Genomic DNA, 15,116 nt, shown 5'->3' on the forward strand with positions numbered 1-15,116 from the left:
GCAATCCCCTCTTGCCCAAATGGGATATTCTTATCCGACCTGCCTCATAGGTATTTTGTTTCTTGGAGATCGCCTTAAGACATTATCAAAAGCTGGGATAGACTATCTGTCTGGGGTTTCACCGAATTTTTTCAGCATATGAAAATTTATAAATTTTAACTAACGGTTAAATAGTGATTTTTTCTAGTTTTAAGGCGATCGCCCAACCCCTACGCCGCTGGTGGCGATTTATTCAAACTGTCATCGGCATCATATTTCGTCATCCCGTCCCAGGCACGAGTATCATTCCCATCTTGCCTGATGGTCGGATCGTTTTGATTCGCCGTCGTGATAATGGGCTGTGGTCGCTACCAGGAGGGATGGTAGATTGGGGTGAAGATGTGGCTACGGCAGTCAAACGAGAATTAGCCGAGGAAACGGGGCTGGATTTAGTCAAAATTCGACGACTGGTAGGAGTTTATTCCGCACCCGATCGCGATCCGCGCATTCATTCGATTTGTATTGTAGTTGAGGCAGATGTCACAGGCAGGATGAAAGTCCGCGATCCATTAGAAGTGATGGAAGTTCGTGCATTTCCTCCTGGTGCTTTACCTCCCGGTCAACTTGCTCACGACCACAACCAACAATTGCAGGACTATTTTGCCGGATTGACGACTTTAGCCTAACTCACGACACTTTTACCTCGACTTGAGACTTAAGATATTCCGTATTGACTCCCGACTCTCGCACGAGGGCAATTTTACCTGTACGGGCGACCTCTCGCAGTCCAAACTTTTGTAATAACTGCACGAGCGCGACAATTTTACCAGGGTCGCCGACAACTTCTAAGGTAAGAGAGTCTTCAGCCACATCGACCACTCTAGCGCGAAAGATCTGAGCGATTTCAATCACTTCCGAGCGATTAGAGCTAGTAGCATTCACTTTAATCAACATCAATTCCCGCTCGACACAAGGAACTTCGGTGATATCTTGGACTTTGAGGACGTGGACAAGTTTATATAGCTGCTTGGTCAGCTGTTCGATGACGCGATCGTCCCCAGGGACTACCATTGTAATTCGAGAGACTCCGTTTTGCTCCGCTTGACCGACAGCAAGGCTTTCAATGTTAAAGCCACGACGGGCAAATAAACCCGCAATGCGGGTTAGTACCCCCGCTTCATCTTCCACTAGAACTGAAAGGGTGTGTTTCATTTTTAATGGTTGATGGTTGATGGTTGATGGTAAGCGCTGGCGCTACAATGCGTGAAGATGGTTGATGGTTGATAGTTGCTATTCACTGCTCTCTACTTTCTGTCCGATCGCTAAAATCAATCTGTTCAGCCTTATATTCTATCTCGATCTATCTCGTCTTTCGTTCTCAACAAATGTTTTCTAGCTGAAAAAAAGGCGCGTGTCGTTGCAGGAGTTACGCGCTTGAAGCTAGACTCGCTCCCCCTAGCCTTCCTCAAAAAGGGAGTTGGGCGATCGCTAAGTAGATAATGAGACTTGCAGCGCAATTGTAGGTTAAAAAGTAGCTAAAAAAATTAAATTTAACTTAATTAAACTTCAATTCGTAGATTTACTCTTAAGATGATCGACTTGTGACTATATCTTCTTTCGGATAGGTGTGGCGATCGCTACACAAACTTACACTGAGAGCAGTTAATTACTGAGGAGAAAAATCTATGGGTTGGTTACAAAGACTGTTTGGCATGAACAAACCGCAAAATGCTCAAGTTAATCCTACGCCACAGGCTGCTGCTGCCACTGAATCAGTTCCTCCCGAGCGTCTAGGATTGAATGGAGAATACGATCAGAGTGGTTTAGCTAAGCGTGTTGCTTTGGCATTTGATGAAGACCAAAGCTTAACTGACATTGATACTCTCTACGTAGCTCAAACGGGCAGTACCGTGGTTTTAAAAGGCAAGGTTCCCAGCCAAGATATTTTGCAAAAAATGGTTTCTGTTGCCAGAAACGTTCAAGGCGCAACTGACGTAACTACCGATCAAGTCAGTATCGGATAAAAACTGATGGCTGATTGTTAATGGTTAATGGCGATACAAACAATTAACCATTAACAACTAATTATTAACTTTGTATAGAGCAAGATCGGGACGGGCAAGGAAAGAGTCGATCCAGTTCAAGACTGCTTGGTTGACTTCTTCAGGACACTCATCATGAGCGAAATGTCCTGCATTCTCTAAAATTAGAAGCTGCACGTTAGGATTGTAAGCAGCAAACTTGGGAGCGAAAGCGGGTGGAATCATGCGGTCTTGCTGTCCCCAAATCAGTAGGATGGGAATGTTTAGATTTGGCAAGATGCTCTTGACTGAAGGATCGAATTGAGAATCCAACATAGCTTTTAGCGTGGCATAGAAAGCTTGTGCCGAACCTCGGTCTTGAGCTGGTCCTAACAAAATATCTACTAATTCATCAGTTACGGCTTCAGAATTAGCATATGCAATGCCTGCCCAACGCTTTACCACTTGGGGGCGGCGGACAATGCGAAAAATGGTTTTAATTAATAGGGGTGAGGTGAAGAGATTTTCGATCGCGGCGATCGCGGGACGTAAAATCTTAGGTATGGCTTCCTGTCGGATAGATAGATCGGGAAGACTGAGCATTACAATACCCTGCACCATATCGGGATGCATGGCTGCTGCTCTCAGCGACACTAGCGAACCGATAGAATTACCAACTAAGACGACTGGATGCTGAATAAACGTGCGCCAGAAATCGTAAACTTGTTCTACCCACAGTTCTACCTTATAGCTCACTGGAGCTTTTTCCGACGCACCAAAGCCCAACATATCTAGCGCGTAAACTGTGTGTTGTTCCCCTAGCACGGCTAAGTTTTGTCGCCAATGACCGATTGACGTGCCAAAGCCATGCAGTAAAATTATTGGTGTTGTCTGAGGCTGAGGTTGTTCTGGGCGAATAAAAGTGTAGCGAGTCTGCCAGCCACGCCAAATCCAGTCTCTTTGACTACCTACCCGTTGCTGCCAGTGTAATAAGGTATCCACGCTTGTTTTGGTCAATTTGAATAAAGTTATAAAATCTCTAAATTATTTTAACAATTGAGATGTTTTGATGGGAGGCGATCGCATCTATCCTGATAAGTTAAGGCGATCTTAACAAATGGATGGCGATCGGAGTTCGCAAATAGAGGAATTTCCCTACCCCTAACTAGCAGAAAAAAGTGCTATCGTGAATTGCAAGTACTAAGAAAGCCTGCTGTTTGCTATGGATTGTAGACTCTACTAGTTACGTTTCCGAAAGCCGATTCTTTGGTGTGAAGGTATACATAGTTGTCTTAGTCTAATAGTTGCTCAAGCTGGATTCATCCCAGTTATCTAACAAACAGTTGCTAATAATCCTATATGCCTGTGATTGAAAAAAGAAGACCCACAAAAGATTTACCCCAAATTAACGAACGCATTCGATTCCCTAAGATTCGAGTCATCGATACTGATGGCAGTCAGATGGGAATTTTAACTCCCTACGAAGCACTGCAAATTGCTGAGGAAAAAGAGTTAGACCTCGTTCTGCTCAGTGATAAAGCCGATCCGCCTGTGTGCCGAATTATGGACTACGGCAAGTATAAATTCGAGCAGGAGAAGAAGGCGCGGGAAGCTCGGAAGAAGCAGCATACGGCTGACGTAAAAGAAGTGAAGATGCGCTACAAGATTGAGGAACATGACTATCGAGTGCGCGTCAATCAAGCCGAACGCTTCTTGAAAGATGGCGATAAGGTGAAAGCAACTGTGATGTTCCGAGGTCGGGAAATTCAACACAGCGATTTGGCAGAAACCTTGCTCAAGCGGATGGCAACGGATCTGCAAGAGGTAGGAGAGCTACAACAAGCGCCGAAGAAGGAAGGGCGCAATATGATGATGTTGATCTCTCCTAAGAAGTAGATCCCCCCAACCCCCCGATAAATTGGGGGGCTTTTGATTTGCGATCGCGCGTTAGGATGGTAGATTTGTGTGCGATCGCAATTTTGTTTGAACATGGGATGCAAGGCGCAAGATAGAGATTATGGATTTATTGCGGTAGTTTGTGGGATAGATGTAGTCGGGTTGAAAGAACCGAGTACGAAGACACGCCTATTTTCGTGGATTATCAAAAACTTTCCTCCCATTACCCAAGCAATTGCGCCTTCAGAATTATCTCCAACAACGTAATACCTTAGTTCATTATCGTTGAAGATAATTTTGTTTAGCTTCACTAAAACTGTACCGGACGCGGCTCTGACAACTTGTTTCTTCCAGGTAAAAAAACGTTTTGCTAACTCCCAACCATGAGCGTTACCACAAGGAAAAGCAAAGTAATAACCAATAATTGGTAAGCTAAAGCCAATAGTACTACATTCGATTCTCAGTCCTTCCTTTGAAGAAGGAGATGCATAGTAAATACTCAAACCGTCTTGCTGCTCTGTAGAGCCAGTATGAAGAGATTTTAAAGGTTTAGCTTCATCTAGATTGACTTCACTCATTGGCTTCCAGTAGGTTTTTTGTGTCTCTAATTCAAACACAAAGGCTTTTTTATATTCAGGGAAAAAGACTTTCTCTTCTGGGATAAATAACAGGCTATTAGCTAGATCTAACCAGTAGGGAAAGCGGATTGAACTACAAATAATTCCTTCTAGTTGGTCTATCTGAAATATTTTTACTAGCTGCCTTCCTTCAGTTACAAATAATGGACTAATCCAACAACTGCTATAGTATGTGACTAACAAAATAAGTAACCAGCCAAAAATCTGAAGTACAATAAAACCTTGCCAAATTAGAAAAAACCCAAATAGAAAAAATATAAAGCTAAAAATTTTAACCGGCATATTTTGAAGAATTATGAAAAATTATTATATAATTTATTTTGCTATTTCAGACAGAATCGATCGTCTTACCTAGTAGAAAAACGTAAAATTTCACTGTACTAGAATAAAATTCCTAAATCCGTACCTTTCGCGATCGCTTTTTCCTGGCTAAACCTGAAAGTATTCCCTGTGGTGCGCCAAGAAAGAGGAAGTTGCAAGGGTGAAACAAAATCAAAAAATTCGCGGCATCGATCCCGAACTACTGGGATTAATATATGGCTTTGTGGGGGTATTCGGCTTTAGCTTAACACTACCAGCAACTCGCGTCGCCGTCACCGATTTTGACCCCAATTTTGTTGGTTTAGGAAGGGCGATTGTCGCAGCATTTTTGGCAATGGTAGTTTTACGAATAACTCATCAACCCTTACCCAAGCGCCGTTACTGGAAAAGTATAGCGATTGTTGCTGCGGGGGTGGTTTTAGGATTTCCCTTACTCTCAGCTTGGGCAATGCAACAGCTACCAGCTGCCCACGGCGGAGTGGTTCTAGGACTGATGCCTTTAGCAACGGCATTAGCAGGCGCATGGCGATTAGGAGAACGCCCCAGTTTAGGTTTCTGGATTGCCAGCATTGCAGGTAGTATCACCGTCGTGCTGTTCGCGATTGTTTCGGGTGCAGGACAAATGCACTGGGCAGATTTGGTTTTACTTGGCGCGGGTTTCGCTGCGGCTGTGAGTTATGCCGAAGGCGGACGGTTAGCAAAAGATTTAGGCGGCTGGCAAGTGATTTGTTGGGCATTAGTGTTTACAGCCCCAATATTAGTCGTACCAACCGCGATCGCAGTTTACCAGCATGGATTAACCGCCTCCCCTTCTGCCTGGTTGGGATTTGCTTACGTTAGTATTATCAGTCAATTTCTGGCTTTTTTCCCTTGGTATCGCGGACTAGCTTTGGGTGGTGTCGCCAGAGTCGGACAAGTTCAACTTTTGCAGCCATTTTTGACAATTTTCGCCTCAGCGCTGTTACTAAGTGAGACAATTACACCTCTAACTCTAGGAGCTGCAACTATAGTAGTGATGACAGTGGCATTAGGTAGGAAATCAAAAGTCAAAAGTTAAAAGTCAAAACCACATGAGTACTTATAAACTCATACTAACTACCAACTACCAACTACCATGAAAGCCCAAGCGATCGCCTCTTTTGGCGAACCAAGCGTATTCCAAACTATAGAACTACCAAAACCAGAAGTGATTCCCGGTCATGTTTTAATTCGAGTTGCAGCTACCAGCGTCAATCCAGTTGATTTTAAACTGCGACGAGGGGCAATGCCCGCGATCGCGCCTGAATTCCCTGCTGTATTGCATGGTGATGTTGCAGGGGTAGTTGAAGCAGTGGGGGAAGGAGTCACCACTTTTAAACCTGGGGATGAAGTCTACGGCTGTGCAGGCGGATTCAAAGGTATGGGCGGTGCTTTGGCAGAATATATGCTAGCTGATGCCGATTTACTGGCATTAAAGCCCAAATCTCTTTCAATGAAAGAAGCTGCTGCTTTACCATTAGTAGCAATTACAGCCTGGGAAAGTTTAATTTATCGCGCCAAAATCCAGCCAGGACAAACCGTACTAGTTCATGCTGCAACTGGAGGAGTCGGTCATATTGGCATCCAACTGGCAAAATGGGCGGGGGCAAAAGTCTATACTACAGTTTCTAGTAAAGAAAAGGCGGCGATCGCCCGCGATTTAGGAGCTGATACAGTCATCAATTATCGTCAGCAAACCGTAGAAGAATACGTAGCAGAACACACTTCAGGCAAAGGCTTTGACGTAGTTTTTGATACAGTTGGTAAAGACAACCTCGATCGCTCTTTCGCTGCGGCTGGAATGCACGGTACAGTAGTTTCCATCTCTACCCGTTCCACCCACGACCTCAGCCCCCTTCATGCCAAAGGACTAACCTTACACGTCGTTTTTATGCTCTTACGTATGTTATACGACACTCAACGAGCAGAACATGGCAAAATCCTCTTCAACGTTGCCAAACTCGTAGACCAGGGCAAAATCCGCCCCTTACTCGATCCTAAATCCTTTCGTTTCTCTGAGGTCGCAGAAGCCCATCGCTACGCCGAATCAGGTCAAGCAGTCGGGAAAGTTGTGGTGGAAGTGTAGCTTTTTGGTTGGGAGGGGACAAGGGGGACAAGGGGGACAAGGGGGAGAATTCTAGTCACCAGCCACTAGTCACTAGTCACTAATAACTGATTAATCCGCAAACCCGACAACCACTTTATTTTCCACAATCAAATCTGGTAGTCCTTCCAGTTTTTCTGCGGCTGAGGGTGGTGCTGCTTCCTTTGGGACAAAAATCGTCAGTCCATCTGGAATGCATTTGACATCGATAGGTGTCTCACCAATGATTTCGCCATCTAAAACAACTTTTTGCGGCGGATCGGTGCGAATTTTGACTCGTTCGGCGCGTAAATATCCTACGTCATCTCGTTCGGCTGCATTCTCGTTTAAAGCTGTAGAGAGTAAGTGAAAAGAAGCTGCGATCGCTCCGGCGCGAGTTGTAGAAGAAACTACGGTAACATCTAATAGTCCATCATCGAATACTACCCCGTCTGGACCTTGAGCTAAAACCGAGGTAGGTGGTGCGGCGTTGGCTACGGTAATTGCAGCAGCCGTGACGTTGATAATTCTGTCTTCTGTCTCAATTTCTGCTGTAAAGCTTTCCAATTCGCGCAACTGTTGCAGTCCAGCCATTACATAAGCTAGCATTCCAAATCGCTTTTTCGCCTGACGATCTGCTTTTTCTACCGTTTCCGCCTCAAACCCAATGCCAGCTAGCAATACCATCGGGCGATCGTTGCACAAAGCCGCATCAACTTTGCGCGTGACTCCTCCTAAAATCATCTGACAAGCAGCTTCAATTGTATCTGGTAGTTCTAAAGCTGCGGCAAAAGCGTTAGCCGTACCGCGAGAAATAACACCTAAGGGAATATCCGTTCCCACTACAGCATCAGCCGCCGCTGAGAGAGTACCGTCGCCGCCAGATGCGATAATAACTTTTGCGCCATCTGCGATCGCTTCTCTGGCGATTTCATCCGCATCCATTTCTGCTGTTGTCATCCGAATGTCCAAGTCAAACTCCGGCTCTAACAGCGATCTAATTTGTGCTAAATCTTGTTCGGGGTTACTTTGACCAGCAACTGGGTTAAATACTAGGCAAGCTGTCTTTCGGGTCATAAAATCTTCCGATTCGGCACTCAGATAGTTGCGTTTTCTTTTAAACTAGCAGCTGAAACACGCATTTTGTCACTATATCCTAAGTTACAATTAATTTATGACAGACCCTTTAATGTATCAAGAGGATCACTTTGTTGTCCTAGAACCAAACCAGCCAGAACAATTTCTTACGGCTGCGGAATTGTTAGAAAAGCTTAAAGATGTTTTGAGTCAGAGGCAACAGAATTTACCCCCAGAGTTGCAAAAGTTCAACTCTATCGAAGCTCAGGCTAAGTATTTAATCGATACGAGTTGCGATTTAGACTTAGAACCAGGGCAGTTTTTACAGTGGTACGCCGTGCGGTTAGAAAAGTAATATTTCAATGAAAATTATTGGATGTGCCAAACTGTTAGGAATGAGTTTGGCTATTTTATTATTATTTTTCTGTTTACCTAATTTTGCTTATGCTCGTGGCGGTTGCTTTGGAGAGGGAACCACAATTTCAACTCCAACGGGCGATAAATTAATTGAGCAATTGCATCCAGGCGATCGCGTTATTAGTTACAACTTTACCACGCATCATTCTGAAGTAGGGAAAATTGGTGAAATTCAAGTTTTATCTTCTCCTGATTATTTTATAATTAACGAAACGCTCAAAGTTACGGGAACTCACCCGTTTTACATTCAAACTTCTACAGGAATCGATTTAGTTGAAGCGCGAAGACTAAAAGTAGGCGATCGCCTTGTAGGAGAAGATGCTGCTACTCATATTATTTCTTCTATTGAGCATATAAATAAAACCATTACTGTCTATAATTTGATTTCCATTAATCCTCAACATAACTTTTATGCAAACAACATATTAGTACATAACAAAGGTGGTGGTGGTGGACATGGAGGCGGTGGTGGTAGAGGCTTTTCTGGAGGAGAACATGGAAGTAGTTCATCTACTCCAATTACTAAAAAGACTATCTACAGTTTTGTATTTGTGTGTATGCTCTTATCATCTGTACTAGTACCTTTTGGTTTTCGACGAGAAATTTATAATTTTATTCGTTTCTTTAGAAAAGATTTTACTGATAATCTAGATTTAATTAAATTTGCTACACTTGTATATCCAAATTTTACCAATTGCTATTCTGCTAGCTATACAAAAGACAATGAAATTTGGCGTTTAATTTCAATTAGATCGGAAATTAACGAACAAGACTATCAGCACCTATGTAGTAGAACGGAATTAATAGAAAAAGTAACTCAACTATTTGTTCGGTATCAATCTGACTGGACGATGAAAAAATTTACTCGAATGGTTGAGTATGTTGCCGAGCCATTTTACTCTAAACAAGAATATATTTTTCTACGTGATTTTGGCAATAATTTTGATATTGTTTATCAACCTGAAATAATTGAACTTGCACCGATTAGTTACAGACAAGAGCAAGACAAGCATATGTTTAAAATACAGACAAATGCAAAAATAACTAACTTCGTTCTCTCTCCTCAAGGATACGTCAGAAGTGGCGAACCTGAACCGCGATCTTTTACTGAATATTGGAATATTAGTATAGATGCTGAAAATCAGTGGTATTTAATGGGAATCGAGCAAGTTGATTCTTAAATATTTATAGTTTAAAATAGCGATCGCGTTTGTAGAGGTAGGGGTGCGATCGCGCTTTACTCTTCTTTTATGAGTTGTTGCAAAGCTTCATCTTTAGATAATGGCTTTTCATCTTTTACTTCATTCATCAGTTGCGCTAAGCCATAATCTTCTAGTATTTCTTCAATTTTTTCAAACTCAGCAATAGGAATTTGTACGGCTATAGGTTGTCCTTTCTCATCAAGGATATAACTTTTGTGAATTTCTAGCATCGTTACTTCTTTCCTAAATTTACATTAGAACTATCAGATGCTTCTAACAAAACTAGAATTCAACAGCCCCCAGCTAAACGCTTAGCACGACTTTCCTATTCTACTGAAAATATTTGTTTAGTACCATATTACTATCTTTAAGAAAAGTTATGTCTCCCAAAGCTAACAAGTTAACAAATAGTTATAAAGGCACAGCCATAGCAGCTCTGATACTTTTATTATTTTTTGCTTTGCAATACTGGAAACCCAGTTTTTATTGGACTTCTCCGAAAACAAAATTCCAAAGAGAGCTAATTGGAGATCTTGGATTGGATATTTTGGTTTATGGATTAGTAACAATGTTCTTTTTGGGCATGATTTTTAGGTTGCTGGGAGTAATATTTAAGTTTAGCAATAAGCATGATTCTAGCAAAAACAGCAAAGAGTGAGAACTAACAGAATGCAGCAATAAAAATAAAAACTTTTTGACTTTTGTTAGAAACTTTCTACGGTTTTATGATTGCTGCAAGTAAAGATACTGCTCAGTCTAATACATTTGCTAAAATTACTCTAACAATAAAGCACGATAACCTGCTTGGACAAAATGCCTATCAACTGTAACCGCGTTGATTAAACCTTGGTCTTGCATAACAATAAATGATATGCAATCCGTAAGTCTCCAGGTTTTATCTGGACGAGATTGGTAAAGTTGTATAGCACGGCTTAGCAATTGCGTATCGACAGAGACAACTTGTATATTACTTGTCTGGTAGCACTGCTCAATAAACTGAATAGCTGCTGTACGATTAGTAGCACTTAAAGCATTGCCAACTTCAATCAAAACTACTTCAGTCACCCATACTTCTAAAGCAGCACGTAATCGTGGTAAAAAGGATTTAGCCTGTTGGTGATACTGGTCATTACGATTCAGTAAGGCTTGAATAAATACAGTATCTATAAACAAGCGATCGCCATTCATTCATTATTTTCAGTGTTATGTTTTGGTGTGCCATATAGATAATGGTCGTGTTGGCTAGACCAATCGCTAGGAGCTTCTACCGTTCCTACCATTGCCTCTAGAACATCCCAAGCATTGTCTTTAACTACAGGCTCGACAGATTCAACTGTAATAGTGTAGCGTGTATTTGGTTCTAAATTAGGTGGAGAATCTGGACGAAAAACTTCACCGTCAAATACAACTGTTATAGTTTCACTCATAATTCAAGTTATCCTATTGTGCAAAATTTATGTAGAAATAGGGTGGGCATTGCCCACCCTACAATTATGACTTACTAGCAGCCGTAGGCATTCCCAAAATATCCTCAATCCGAGGCATCTCTTCTAAAGGAATTACCCGTCCTTCATCCGCAAAACCTGAGATTTGATCGAAGTTCAAATAGCGATACAAATCGCCAGCAAAAGGATGAATTTTATGCGCTACGATGTCCATATATTCCTGTACGGAAGGCAGACGACCGAGTAAGGCACAAACAGCAGCTAACTCAGCAGAACCGAGGTAAACTTGAGCATCCTTACCCATGCGATTATTGAAGTTTCGCGTAGAAGTAGAAAACACCGTTACGCCATCTTCAACCCGCGCCTGATTACCCATACATAAACTGCAACCAGGCATTTCTGTTCTCGCACCAGCCGCACCAAACACACCGTAAACACCCTCTTCCTTGAGTTGTTTTTCATCCATGCGGGTAGGCGGACAAATCCACAAACGAGTTTTAACAGCGCCAGCACCTTCTAATACTTTCGCGGTTGCCCGATAATGACCGATATTAGTCATACAGGAACCAACAAATACTTCTTGTACCGGATCGTTTTCCACTTCCGATAACAATTTCACGTTGTCAGGATCGTTAGGTGCGGCAACAATTGGTTCCTTGATTTCATTCAAATCAATTTCGATGATTTCGGCATATTCTGCATCAGCATCGCCTTCCATCAACACAGGATTTGCTAACCATTCTTCCATCTTGGCAACGCGACGCATGATGGTTTTAGCATCCTGATAACCCCGCGCCACCATATTTTTCATCAGCGCGATGTTGGAACGCAAATATTCGGAAACAGTTTCGATACTCAATTTGATGGTACAACCCGCACAAGATCTTTCTGCTGTCGCATCGGTAAGTTCAAAAGCTTGTTCGACTTTTAAATCTGGCAAGCCTTCTATTTCCATAATCCGTCCAGAAAAGATATTTTTCTTATTCTGTTTGGCTACCGTCAGCAATCCTTTTTGAATCGCCACATAGGGAATTGCATTGACAATATCCCGCAGCGTCACCCCTGGCTGTAACTCACCTTTGAATCTAACTAAAACAGATTCCGGCATATCCAAAGGCATTACACCTAAAGCCGCTGCAAACGCTACCAACCCAGAACCAGCAGGGAAAGAAATTCCCAAGGGAAAACGAGTGTGAGAATCGCCACCTGTACCGACAGTATCGGGTAACAGCATCCGATTTAGCCAAGAGTGGATAATACCATCCCCAGGACGCAAGGCAACGCCAGCGCGAGAAGACATGAAATCGGGGAGTTCGTGGTGAACTTTCACATCTACAGGTTTGGGATAAGCTGCCGTATGACAGAAACTTTGCATCACCAAGTCAGCACTGAAACCCAAACATGCAAGTTCTTTCAACTCATCGCGCGTCATGGGTCCCGTGGTATCCTGGGAACCAACAGTAGTCATAATCGGTTCGCAGTAAGTCCCAGGACGGACACCAGGTAAACCGCAAGCTTTACCCACCATTTTTTGCGCTAGAGTATAGCCTTTACCCGTATCAACTGGTTGCTTGGGACGAGTAAAGATAGGACTCGGTTCTAATCCCAAAGCCGTGCGAGTTTTATCGGTAAGGGTACGTCCGATTAATAGGGGGATGCGTCCGCCTGCACGAACTTCATCTAAAATCGTGTCGGGTTTGAGAGTGAAGGTAGAGATAACTTCGCCTGCTTCGTTGGTAATTTCCCCTTTATAAGGATGGATGGTAATTACCATACCCGTTTCCATCTGGGTGACATCACACTGAATTGGCAATGCACCAGCATCCTCAGCTGTATTGAAGAAAATTGGCGCGATCGCACTACCTAAAATATACCCCCCTGCCCGCTTGTTGGGAATGCAGGGAATATCTTGACCGATATGCCACAACACCGAGTTAATTGCCGACTTGCGGGAAGAACCCGTACCGACAACATCGCCAACATAAGCTACAGGATGTCCTTTTTGCTTTAACTGAGCGATCGTTTCTAAACTACCAGATTGCCGCGATTCCAACATCACTAAGGCATGTAAGGGAATATCAGGGCGTGTAGTAGCATGGGGTGCAGGAGATAAATCGTCCGTGTTCGTCTCCCCAGGCACTTTAAATACAGTGACGGTGATAGCTTCAGGTAAAGTCGGGCGAGAAGTGAACCACTCGGCATTTGCCCAAGAATCAACTACCTGCTTAGCGTAAGGATTGCCTTCACTTGACAAATCCAAAACATCGTGGTAAGACTCATAAACTAGAGCGATCTTACTCAAAGCCTTGGCAGCAGCAGCAGCTAAAGTCGCCTCCGCACTGAGTAGATCGATTAGCGATCGCACGTTATAACCGCCTACCATCGTTCCCAATAAAGCGATCGCATCTGTAGGGGAAACAAGGGGACTCGTCACGTCACCCTTAGCCACAGCCGTTAAAAACCCAGCCTTGACATAAGCCGCCGGATCGACACCAGGAGGAATGCGATCGCGCAACAGGTGCAGCAATGTCTCCTCTTCCCCAGCAGGCGGATGTTTCAGCAATTCACACAAATCCGATGTTTGTGCCGCATCCAATGGTAACGGCGGAATACCTAATGCCCCGCGTTCTGCTACTTGCTGCCGATATTGTTCCAGCATTCTCTACCTCTTAAGGATCTCCAGTATTTTTACTTCCTACTTCCAGCTTAGTGCTAGCAAGAGCCAGTTATCAGTTATCAGTTAACAGTTATCAGTGGTTAGTGGCTGGTGGCTAGTGACTAAATAAAGATTCGGTGACTAGCTACTCACCAACAACCAATGACAAATGACGAATGACTAATGACCATTCGTTAGAACCCGACCGTACAAGATAAAATAACTGGTGAGCAATTTACAATAGCTGATGCTGCGTTCGAGCTTGCGATCGCCCTAACTTTATATATGTCTCAAACTTACACGGTTCAAATTCATCATCAAGGCGAAACTCACACGATTCAAGTCCCAGAAGACAAAATCATTTTACGGGCTGCTACTGCTGCTGGGCTAGACTTGCCGAGTTCTTGTAACGCAGGCGTTTGTACTACCTGCGCTGGCAAAATTCTAGAAGGAACTGTAGATCAAAGCGATGGAATGGGTGTGAGTCCCGAACTTCAACAACAAGGCTATGTCTTGCTATGTGTTGCCCGTCCCCGTTCCGATTTGAAAATTGAAACGGAAAAAGAAGACGAGTTATACGATTTGCAATTTGGACAACCCCAGAAGTGAAGGACAAGGGAGATAAGGAAGACAAGGAAGACAAGGAAGACAAGGAAGACAAGGGAGACAAGGGAGACAAGGGAGAGAATTTGCAATTCACAATTTACAATTAAACCCTGTACCCTTGCTCGACTCCCGACTCCCGCCATTACATGACTACTCAATTTATCACTCTAGAAATTAATCTTCAGGAAACGCCAGCCCAGTTACTGCAAGCAATTGAGACACAATTACGTTTGTCTGGAGAACCGTTACGCTGGGCAATTACTAGCGTAGATTTCCTCACCCAAAAAGCAATTGTCGAAGCAGTTGTTATCAGTTGATAGTTATCAGAGAGATAATTCAATCTAAGATTCTGCACTAGGTGTTACTCAATTTTGACTCCTCACTTTTAATTGTTTGTTCTGTTACAGGGATGTTCTCAAAAACAGCCCCTACGAATTGTTCACGGTTGTATGGGCGGGTTTTGGATCGCCATCTTGGTGATACCATTTCACTAAAACTATGCTACAGAAGATCCCTCCTAGCCCCCCTTGATAAGGGGGGTTGGGGGGATCTCTTTTGTCGTAGTCAAAGAGTAAATTGGTATGAATTGGTAAGGATTCTAGCTAAACCCGCCCCTACGAATTGTTCACGGTTGTACGGGCGGGTTTTGAATCACAATCTTGGTGAATTGGTAAGGATGGTAGTCCTAAACAAGTAAGGATGTAAGTATAGAAGAGAGGTTTTTCAACTTCTAATCATGCTAGCAACCACTCTCGCT

Annotated in this window: 18 protein-coding genes; 10 read left to right on the top strand and 8 right to left on the bottom strand. The window is 43.2% G+C overall.

From position 1 onward, the window contains the following. Positions 1-173 precede the first annotated feature (173 nt). Positions 174-665: an NUDIX hydrolase gene (locus DSM107010_RS33240; RefSeq protein WP_199197696.1), complete on the top strand. Its 492-nt coding sequence runs from the start codon at positions 174-176 to the stop codon at positions 663-665. Position 666: 1 nt separating this feature from the next. Here DSM107010_RS33240 and ilvN read toward each other — a convergent pair whose 3' ends face one another. Further along, positions 667-1,191: an acetolactate synthase small subunit gene (gene ilvN, locus DSM107010_RS33245; protein WP_015154365.1), complete on the bottom strand. Its 525-nt coding sequence runs from the start codon at positions 1,189-1,191 to the stop codon at positions 667-669. Between the two features lie 473 nt (positions 1,192-1,664). On the opposite strand from ilvN, the gene DSM107010_RS33250 reads away from it, so the two are divergent. Continuing rightward, the gene (locus tag DSM107010_RS33250; protein WP_015154366.1) at positions 1,665-2,003 is read left to right on the top strand and encodes a hypothetical protein; all 339 of its coding nucleotides are present in this window, start codon (positions 1,665-1,667) and stop codon (positions 2,001-2,003) included. A gap of 57 nt (positions 2,004-2,060) precedes the next feature. Here the strand turns inward: DSM107010_RS33250 and DSM107010_RS33255 are convergent, their stop codons facing one another. Then, the gene (locus DSM107010_RS33255; protein ID WP_015154367.1) at positions 2,061-3,002 is read right to left on the bottom strand and encodes an alpha/beta fold hydrolase; all 942 of its coding nucleotides are present in this window, start codon (positions 3,000-3,002) and stop codon (positions 2,061-2,063) included. A 357-nt stretch (positions 3,003-3,359) separates the two neighbouring features. Between DSM107010_RS33255 and infC the strand changes: the two genes are divergently transcribed. Then, positions 3,360-3,896, top strand: a complete 537-nt coding sequence (gene infC / locus DSM107010_RS33260) for a translation initiation factor IF-3 (protein ID WP_015154368.1) — start codon at positions 3,360-3,362, stop codon at positions 3,894-3,896. 119 nt (positions 3,897-4,015) lie between these two features. On the opposite strand, the gene DSM107010_RS33265 is transcribed toward infC, so the two are convergent. Further along, positions 4,016-4,816: a hypothetical protein gene (locus tag DSM107010_RS33265; RefSeq protein ID WP_106169554.1), complete on the bottom strand. Its 801-nt coding sequence runs from the start codon at positions 4,814-4,816 to the stop codon at positions 4,016-4,018. Between the two features lie 199 nt (positions 4,817-5,015). Here DSM107010_RS33265 and DSM107010_RS33270 point away from each other — a divergent pair, with 199 nt between their 5' ends. Next, the gene (locus DSM107010_RS33270; RefSeq protein ID WP_127025026.1) at positions 5,016-5,912 is read left to right on the top strand and encodes a DMT family transporter; all 897 of its coding nucleotides are present in this window, start codon (positions 5,016-5,018) and stop codon (positions 5,910-5,912) included. A gap of 57 nt (positions 5,913-5,969) precedes the next feature. Continuing rightward, complete coding sequence (locus DSM107010_RS33275) at positions 5,970-6,959, top strand: zinc-dependent alcohol dehydrogenase family protein (protein ID WP_127025029.1); 990 nt, start codon at positions 5,970-5,972, stop codon at positions 6,957-6,959. 90 nt (positions 6,960-7,049) lie between these two features. Here the strand turns inward: DSM107010_RS33275 and DSM107010_RS33280 are convergent, their stop codons facing one another. Then, positions 7,050-8,033 (bottom strand): YegS/Rv2252/BmrU family lipid kinase, encoded by a 984-nt coding sequence (locus DSM107010_RS33280; RefSeq protein WP_015154372.1) that lies wholly within the window; start codon positions 8,031-8,033, stop codon positions 7,050-7,052. 97 nt (positions 8,034-8,130) lie between these two features. On the opposite strand from DSM107010_RS33280, the gene DSM107010_RS33285 reads away from it, so the two are divergent. Together DSM107010_RS33285 and DSM107010_RS33290 are read left to right on the top strand one after the other, a co-directional pair. Beyond that, complete coding sequence (locus DSM107010_RS33285; RefSeq protein ID WP_106218489.1) at positions 8,131-8,388, top strand: CRR7 family NDH-1 assembly protein; 258 nt, start codon at positions 8,131-8,133, stop codon at positions 8,386-8,388. Positions 8,389-8,395: 7 nt separating this feature from the next. Further along, positions 8,396-9,631 (top strand): Hint domain-containing protein, encoded by a 1,236-nt coding sequence (locus tag DSM107010_RS33290; RefSeq protein ID WP_127025032.1) that lies wholly within the window; start codon positions 8,396-8,398, stop codon positions 9,629-9,631. Positions 9,632-9,687: 56 nt separating this feature from the next. On the opposite strand, the gene DSM107010_RS33295 is transcribed toward DSM107010_RS33290, so the two are convergent. Then, entirely contained in the window at positions 9,688-9,882 is a 195-nt protein-coding gene (locus tag DSM107010_RS33295) for a hypothetical protein (protein WP_015154376.1), read from the bottom strand. A 149-nt stretch (positions 9,883-10,031) separates the two neighbouring features. On the opposite strand from DSM107010_RS33295, the gene DSM107010_RS33300 reads away from it, so the two are divergent. Further along, positions 10,032-10,310, top strand: a complete 279-nt coding sequence (locus DSM107010_RS33300; protein WP_106169443.1) for a hypothetical protein — start codon at positions 10,032-10,034, stop codon at positions 10,308-10,310. A 116-nt stretch (positions 10,311-10,426) separates the two neighbouring features. On the opposite strand, the gene DSM107010_RS33305 is transcribed toward DSM107010_RS33300, so the two are convergent. The 3 genes from DSM107010_RS33305 to acnB all read right to left on the bottom strand — a co-directional run bounded on the left by DSM107010_RS33305 (position 10,427) and on the right by acnB (position 13,756). Beyond that, positions 10,427-10,840: a type II toxin-antitoxin system VapC family toxin gene (locus DSM107010_RS33305; RefSeq protein WP_106169444.1), complete on the bottom strand. Its 414-nt coding sequence runs from the start codon at positions 10,838-10,840 to the stop codon at positions 10,427-10,429. Next, a complete protein-coding gene (locus DSM107010_RS33310) occupies positions 10,837-11,079 on the bottom strand; it encodes an antitoxin family protein (protein ID WP_106169445.1) in 243 nt (80 codons plus the stop codon). The genes DSM107010_RS33305 and DSM107010_RS33310 overlap by 4 nt, the downstream gene beginning before the upstream one ends. 64 nt (positions 11,080-11,143) lie before the next feature. Then, entirely contained in the window at positions 11,144-13,756 is a 2,613-nt protein-coding gene (acnB, locus tag DSM107010_RS33315) for a bifunctional aconitate hydratase 2/2-methylisocitrate dehydratase (RefSeq protein WP_106169446.1), read from the bottom strand. Between the two features lie 282 nt (positions 13,757-14,038). Between acnB and DSM107010_RS33320 the strand changes: the two genes are divergently transcribed. Together DSM107010_RS33320 and DSM107010_RS40545 are read left to right on the top strand one after the other, a co-directional pair. Then, entirely contained in the window at positions 14,039-14,362 is a 324-nt protein-coding gene (locus DSM107010_RS33320) for a 2Fe-2S iron-sulfur cluster-binding protein (protein WP_015154381.1), read from the top strand. Between the two features lie 143 nt (positions 14,363-14,505). After that, positions 14,506-14,676 carry a hypothetical protein gene (locus DSM107010_RS40545; RefSeq protein ID WP_015154382.1) on the top strand — a complete coding sequence of 57 codons (171 nt, stop codon included), beginning with the start codon at positions 14,506-14,508 and terminating at the stop codon, positions 14,674-14,676. Positions 14,677-15,116: the final 440 nt, after the last annotated feature.

Source organism: Chroococcidiopsis cubana SAG 39.79, assembly GCF_003991895.1.
In the GTDB taxonomy this organism is placed as follows: Bacteria; Cyanobacteriota; Cyanobacteriia; order Cyanobacteriales; family Chroococcidiopsidaceae; genus Chroococcidiopsis; species Chroococcidiopsis thermalis.